We start from the raw sequence: 5,342 nt of genomic DNA on the forward strand, positions 1-5,342 counted from the left end.
CCGACGACGTCGAGCAACTCAACGACGCGGTTCACGAATCGCTCAACGATCAGGCACGCGACCACCGCCTCAAACTCTCCTTCTTCAAGACCGCTCAACTCAGACTGTAAAGGAGCTCGTTGGCGGCGCGAGGGGCAATAGGTCGTTGGGGTTGATGGGGAATTGGTCGTGGAAGAGGGCTTGGAGGGTTTGGGGGGTGGGGTTTTCGGCGAAGCGGGCCAGGGCGGCGCGGGCCAGCGCGGCGTGTTGGGTGTCGCGCTGGGCCTGCAACGCTTCCAACCGATCGCACCACCCCATCAACGCATCCACCTTCGCCACAATCCGCTTCTGCTCGGCAAGCGGCGGGAGGGCAAACTCAATCGCTTTTATTTGCTTGCCTGAAATGTGCTTTACTGTTGTGAATGTTGTGTTTCGGTGAATCTCATCTAAATGCTCTTGCATTGCAAGAAAAAGAAATCCCGTATCGATTCTTGGATCTGGCTCTAGCAGCCGGCAGACTCGCTGATTAAGCAAGGCATCCTGCCCCTTCCACCTGTGAATATTAAAGTTACCATCCATTCCAATTAGCAGGTCACCTTTGCTAACTATGAATTCCTCGCGATACTCCCCGCTGTAGTAAACTTGAGTTTCTTGCTGAGCTATGTCGCGTATTCGTATCAGTGGCATGCCGGCTTGGACTTCATTAAAAAAACTCGACTTGAAGGCAAATCCATTTTGAACTTGTACCAAGTCATCTACGGCAACAATCTCCCAAGTCTCGGTATCACCCTGTGAGAAGCCGCCACTAACTGCTTTTTGCCGGATTAGATAGCGAAGCGAATCAATAGCCCCCGGCATAACCGCGAACGTCTCGAACTTCTCAAAGAATTCCTCGGGCGACATTCAGACCGCCCCCGCCGTTTTTTGTAGCGCGCTTTGCAGTTCGTTCTTCAGCGCGGCGCGGGTCTCGGCGATCTGCGTTAGCAGCTTTTCGTATTCGGGCAGCAGTTCATCGACATCGCCGGGGCCTTCGTCGGCGTTGTGCGGGTTCTTGAGGTCGAGGTTGTAGCCGTTGTCGATGATGTCCTGAGCCGAGACGCGCCAGGCGTGCTCGTTCTCTTTCCTTTTCTGGAACCCGTTCGACTCCGTGCCCCACCACTTCTTGATCGGGTCGAACTCTTCCAGCGCGATGGGCTTGGTCTTGTTGTAGCTCTTCACGCCCTCGGGGTAGGTGTGTTCGTAGTACCACACGTCCTTGGTCGGGGTGTCGGTCCGGGTGAAGAACAGGAGGTTGGTGCGGATGGAGGTGTAGGGGGCGAAGACGCCGTTGGGCAGGCGGACGATGGTGTGGAGGTTGAACTCTTTGAGGAGTTTTTCCTTGATGCGGGTCTTGACGCCCTCGCCGAAGAGCGTGCCATCGGGCAGGACCAGCCCGGCCCGGCCGCCGGGCTTGAGGAGGCGCATGAGCAGGACCAGGAAGAGGTCGGCGGTCTCGCGGGTCCTAAACTCGGCGGGGAAGTTGGTCTCGATGCCATCCTCTTCCATGCCGCCGAAGGGCGGGTTGGTGACGATGCAGTCGACGCGGTCCTTGGGGCCCCAGTCCTTGAGCGGGCGGGCGAGCGTGTTGTCGTGCTTGACGGTGCTGGGCACGTCGATGCCGTGCAATAGCAGGTTAGTCATGCAGAGGATGTGGGGCAGGTGCTTCTTCTCGATGCCGCTGAAGCTTTTCTGGAGGGTCTGTTCATCCTCGGCGGTCTTGCACTGGTCGCGGAGGTGGTCGATGGTGCAGGTGAGGAAGCCGCCGGTGCCGCAGGCGGGGTCGAGGACGGTTTCGCCGAGGCGCGGGTTGACCTGCTGGACGATGAAGCGGGTGACGGCCCGGGGGGTATAGAACTCCCCGGCGTTGCCGGCGGACTGGAGGTCGCGGAGCAGTTTTTCGTAGATGTCGCCGAAGGTGTGGCGGTCGTCGGAGGCGTTGAAGTCGATGCCGTTGATCTTGTTGATGACCTGGCGCATCAACGTGCCGTTCTTCATGTAGTTGTTGGCGTCCTGGAAGACTTCGCGGATGAGGCCGCCGATTTTGCCCCCAGAACCGTTCAAGGCCTTGAGCTTGACGAGGAGCGTGTTGTTGACAAAGTCGAGGAGGGCCTCGCCGGTCATGCCTTCTTCGTCATTAGCCCAAGTGGACCAGCGCAGGTGTTTGGGCAGGGGCGACTTGTAGTCGTCGCGGATGATTTCGAGTTCCTGTTCGCGGTCATCGAAAATCTTGAGGAAGAGCATCCAGCCAAGCTGCTCCAGACGCTGCGCGTCGCCGTACGTGCCGGCGTCCTTGCGCATGATGTCCTGCATCGACTTCACGAGACTCGAAACGTTCGCCATCGCCTAAGCCGCTCCTGCGTAGATCGCGGATTCCAATTCCCGAATGGCCTTCTCGTATCCCTCTCGGTCGCCGAACAGGCGGAGGATCTCGACCGGGGTGCCGAAGTCGCGGAAGGGGGAGACCTTGAGGATCTCGAGCGACTCGACGCTGCGGAGCCCGTCGTCGGCGTACTTCTCGAGCAGCGCCTCGAGCACCTCGCGGGCCTTGCCCTCGTACTTGCCGAACACGTCCCGCTTCCGCACGTTGTCCGCCCGCTCCCGGCGCGTGAGCGGCGGCCGGTCGAAGGCCACGTGGCAGACCAGGTCGAACGGGTCGTAGTCGCGTCCGACCTGCTCGGCCAGTTCGTCGAGGAAGACCCCCTTCTCGCGCAGCGTGGCGACGATCGCTTCCTTCCGCTCGGCCTCGTTCCAGTCACCGAGGAATTCGTCGAGCGTGGCGTACGACTCGAGCAGCGACCGCCGGGTGTAGTCGGTCAGCGACTCGGTGATCAGCTTGCCGTCGGCGTCGAGGTACTGCACCCGCTCGACCGCGACCGCGACCTCGACGTCGTTGACGTAGTACCGGGTCGGCTTGCCGCCGTCCGAGCCGCCGCCGAACGTGACGTCGCCGTCCGAGCCGGGGTCGCTCCTGGTGTCGACCGGGCAGTCGCTCGCGTGCTCGCCGCTCTCTGCCGGCTCGTCGTCGAAGTGGGTCTCATCGGGCGGGACAGGCGGGTCGCCCTCTTTCGGCTCGTAGATCTGGACCGGGTCGCCGTCGAAGTCGGGGTCGGCGAACAACGCGGTCGCCCGCCGGAAGTCCATGATCGTGAAGTAGAGCTTCCCGTAATCCTCGTTGATACGGGTGCCGCGGCCGATGATCTGCTTGAATTCGGTCATCGACTTGATCGTCTGGTCGAGAACGATCAGGTGGCACGTCTGGGCGTCGACGCCGGTGGTCATCAGCTTCGACGTCGTGGCGATGACCGGGTAGGTCGCCTCGGGGTCGATGAAGTTGTCGAGCTGGGCCTTGCCCTCGTCGTTGTCGCCCGTGATCCGCATGACGTACTTCGAGTTGGCGGCCGCCAGATCAGCGTTAGCGTTCACCAGCGCCTGCCGCATCCGTTCGGCGTGGTCGATGTTCTCGCAGAAAACGATCGCCTTGTGGAAGCGATTGGTGGCCTTGAGGAACTCGGTGACCTTGGCGGCGACGAGCTCGGTCCGCTTCTCGAGGATCAGGTGCCGGTCGTAGTCGGACGCGTTGTACTCGCGGTCCTCGATCTCGTGGCCGTGCTTGTCGAGCTGGCCCGCCTCGGGGCGCCAGCCGTCGAGGTCCTTGTCGAGGCCGATACGCACGACTTTGTAGGGGGCGAGGAAGCCGTCGGCGATGCCCTGGCGGAGCGAGTACGTGTAGACCGGGTCGCCGAAGTACTCGATGTTCGAGACCTCCTTGGTCTCCTTCGGCGTGGCGGTGAGGCCGATCTGGGTGGCGGACGAGAAGTACTCGAGCACCTGCCGCCAAGCCGCGTCGTCGGCCGCGCTGCCGCGGTGGCATTCGTCGACGACCACCAGGTCGAAGAAGTCGGGCGAGAACTGCTTGTAGATGTTCTTCGACTCGTCCTGCCCGGTCACCGCTTGGTAGAGGCAGAGGTAGATCTCGAACGACTTGTCGACGGTGCGGTTCTTGATCTTGGTCATCGCCGCGCCGAATGGCTTGAAGTCGTTGGTCTTCGTCTGGTCGGCGAGGATGTTGCGGTCGACGAGGAAGAGGATCCGCTTCTTGGCGCCCGACTTCCACAGCCGCCAGATGATTTGGAACGCGGTGTAGGTCTTGCCGGTGCCGGTGGCCATGACCAGCAGCACGCGGTCCTGCCCGCTGGCGATGGCGCCCACGGTGCGGTTGATCGCGTTGAGCTGGTAGTACCGAGGCGACTTCTGGGAGCCGTCGGAGTAATAGTCCTGGGTGACGATCTCGGTCTGCTCGTCGGAGAGCCCCTTCCAGCGGCGGTACCGCATCCAAAGCTCGTCGGGCGACGGAAACTCACTGAGCGCGAGTTCTCGCTCGGGGCGATCGGAGAGGCCGGTTCGGTCGTGCTCAAGGAAGCCCTCGCCGTTGGAGCTGTACGCGAAGGGCACGTCGAGCGTTTCGGCATACTCGAGCGCCTGCTGCATCCCGTCGCCCAAGGCGTGGTCGCCGTCCTTCGCTTCGACGACGGCGATCGGCAGGTTCGGCTTGTAGCAGAGCAGGTAGTCGGCCTTCATCGCCTTGCCGCGGGCGACCGACTTGCCCCGCACGACGACACGGCCCTTGGTGAAGTAGACCTCTTCCCGCATCTGGGTGAGCAGGTCCCAGCCCGCCCCCTCCGGCCCCACGATGGCCGGGGTGATGAACTTCGAGCGGATGTCGGTCTCCGAGAGTCGCCCTAAATCCACGCCGACGCCCTCCAGTGCGATTGCGTAAGCGGCAACGCAGCTAGCACGCGGTGAAGTCTGGGGGACGGTGGTGCGTCGCGATAGCGGCAGAAATCTTGCCACGCCACGGGCGCGGATCGAGTCGCGTGACGCTTGCGGGCCGGACGGCTCGGGATCATCGATCGGATCGCTGCAAGAGGGGGGGGCTCGGCGCCGGCGGCCATAGTAACCGGAGGGCCGGCGGTTTTGCAGAGATCCTGGGCAGACGGCGGGCGGGCAAATCTTCCCGTTGATCTCCCGCTTAATTGCTTGATGTGCTTCGGCGAGAGTTTCCGCTTTGCCCTGACATCGCAGTAGAAACGGTGCTTAGCCGTCAAGACCATAGGAGGGCGACCGAAACAAACGGCGCGAGACGGATCGTCGACGCCTACGCCGGCCGCGCGGGCGACACCGTGCAGCACCGGCTGCTCGAGAAGCAGGTGAGCAAGCTCGAGCAGGTCAACGCCGGCATCCGCAACGTGGAGCGGGCCATCGAACGCGGGGCCGCCCTGTCGTGAGCGAGCAAGAGCTACGCGAGGCCCTCGAGCGGATCCGGG

Annotated in this window: 4 protein-coding genes; 1 reads left to right on the top strand and 3 read right to left on the bottom strand. The window is 62.4% G+C overall.

All coding sequences use genetic code 11. The annotated features are described in order from the left end of the window. Positions 1-99 precede the first annotated feature (99 nt). Genes RIC11_RS03680 through hsdR form a run of 3 tightly spaced genes read right to left on the bottom strand, consistent with a single transcriptional unit; the run spans position 100 to position 4,767 of the window. Positions 100-882 (bottom strand): restriction endonuclease subunit S, encoded by a 783-nt coding sequence (locus tag RIC11_RS03680; RefSeq protein ID WP_350208485.1) that lies wholly within the window; start codon positions 880-882, stop codon positions 100-102. Beyond that, positions 883-2,358: a type I restriction-modification system subunit M gene (locus tag RIC11_RS03685; protein WP_350208487.1), complete on the bottom strand. Its 1,476-nt coding sequence runs from the start codon at positions 2,356-2,358 to the stop codon at positions 883-885. A 3-nt stretch (positions 2,359-2,361) separates the two neighbouring features. Continuing rightward, positions 2,362-4,767 carry an EcoAI/FtnUII family type I restriction enzme subunit R gene (gene hsdR / locus RIC11_RS03690; RefSeq protein WP_350208489.1) on the bottom strand — a complete coding sequence of 802 codons (2,406 nt, stop codon included), beginning with the start codon at positions 4,765-4,767 and terminating at the stop codon, positions 2,362-2,364. A gap of 341 nt (positions 4,768-5,108) precedes the next feature. On the opposite strand from hsdR, the gene RIC11_RS03695 reads away from it, so the two are divergent. Further along, positions 5,109-5,303, top strand: a complete 195-nt coding sequence (locus RIC11_RS03695) for a hypothetical protein (protein WP_350208491.1) — start codon at positions 5,109-5,111, stop codon at positions 5,301-5,303. Positions 5,304-5,342 lie beyond the last annotated feature (39 nt).

It is taken from the genome of Botrimarina sp. (assembly GCF_040219535.1).
Classification (GTDB): Bacteria; Planctomycetota; Planctomycetia; order Pirellulales; family Lacipirellulaceae; genus Botrimarina.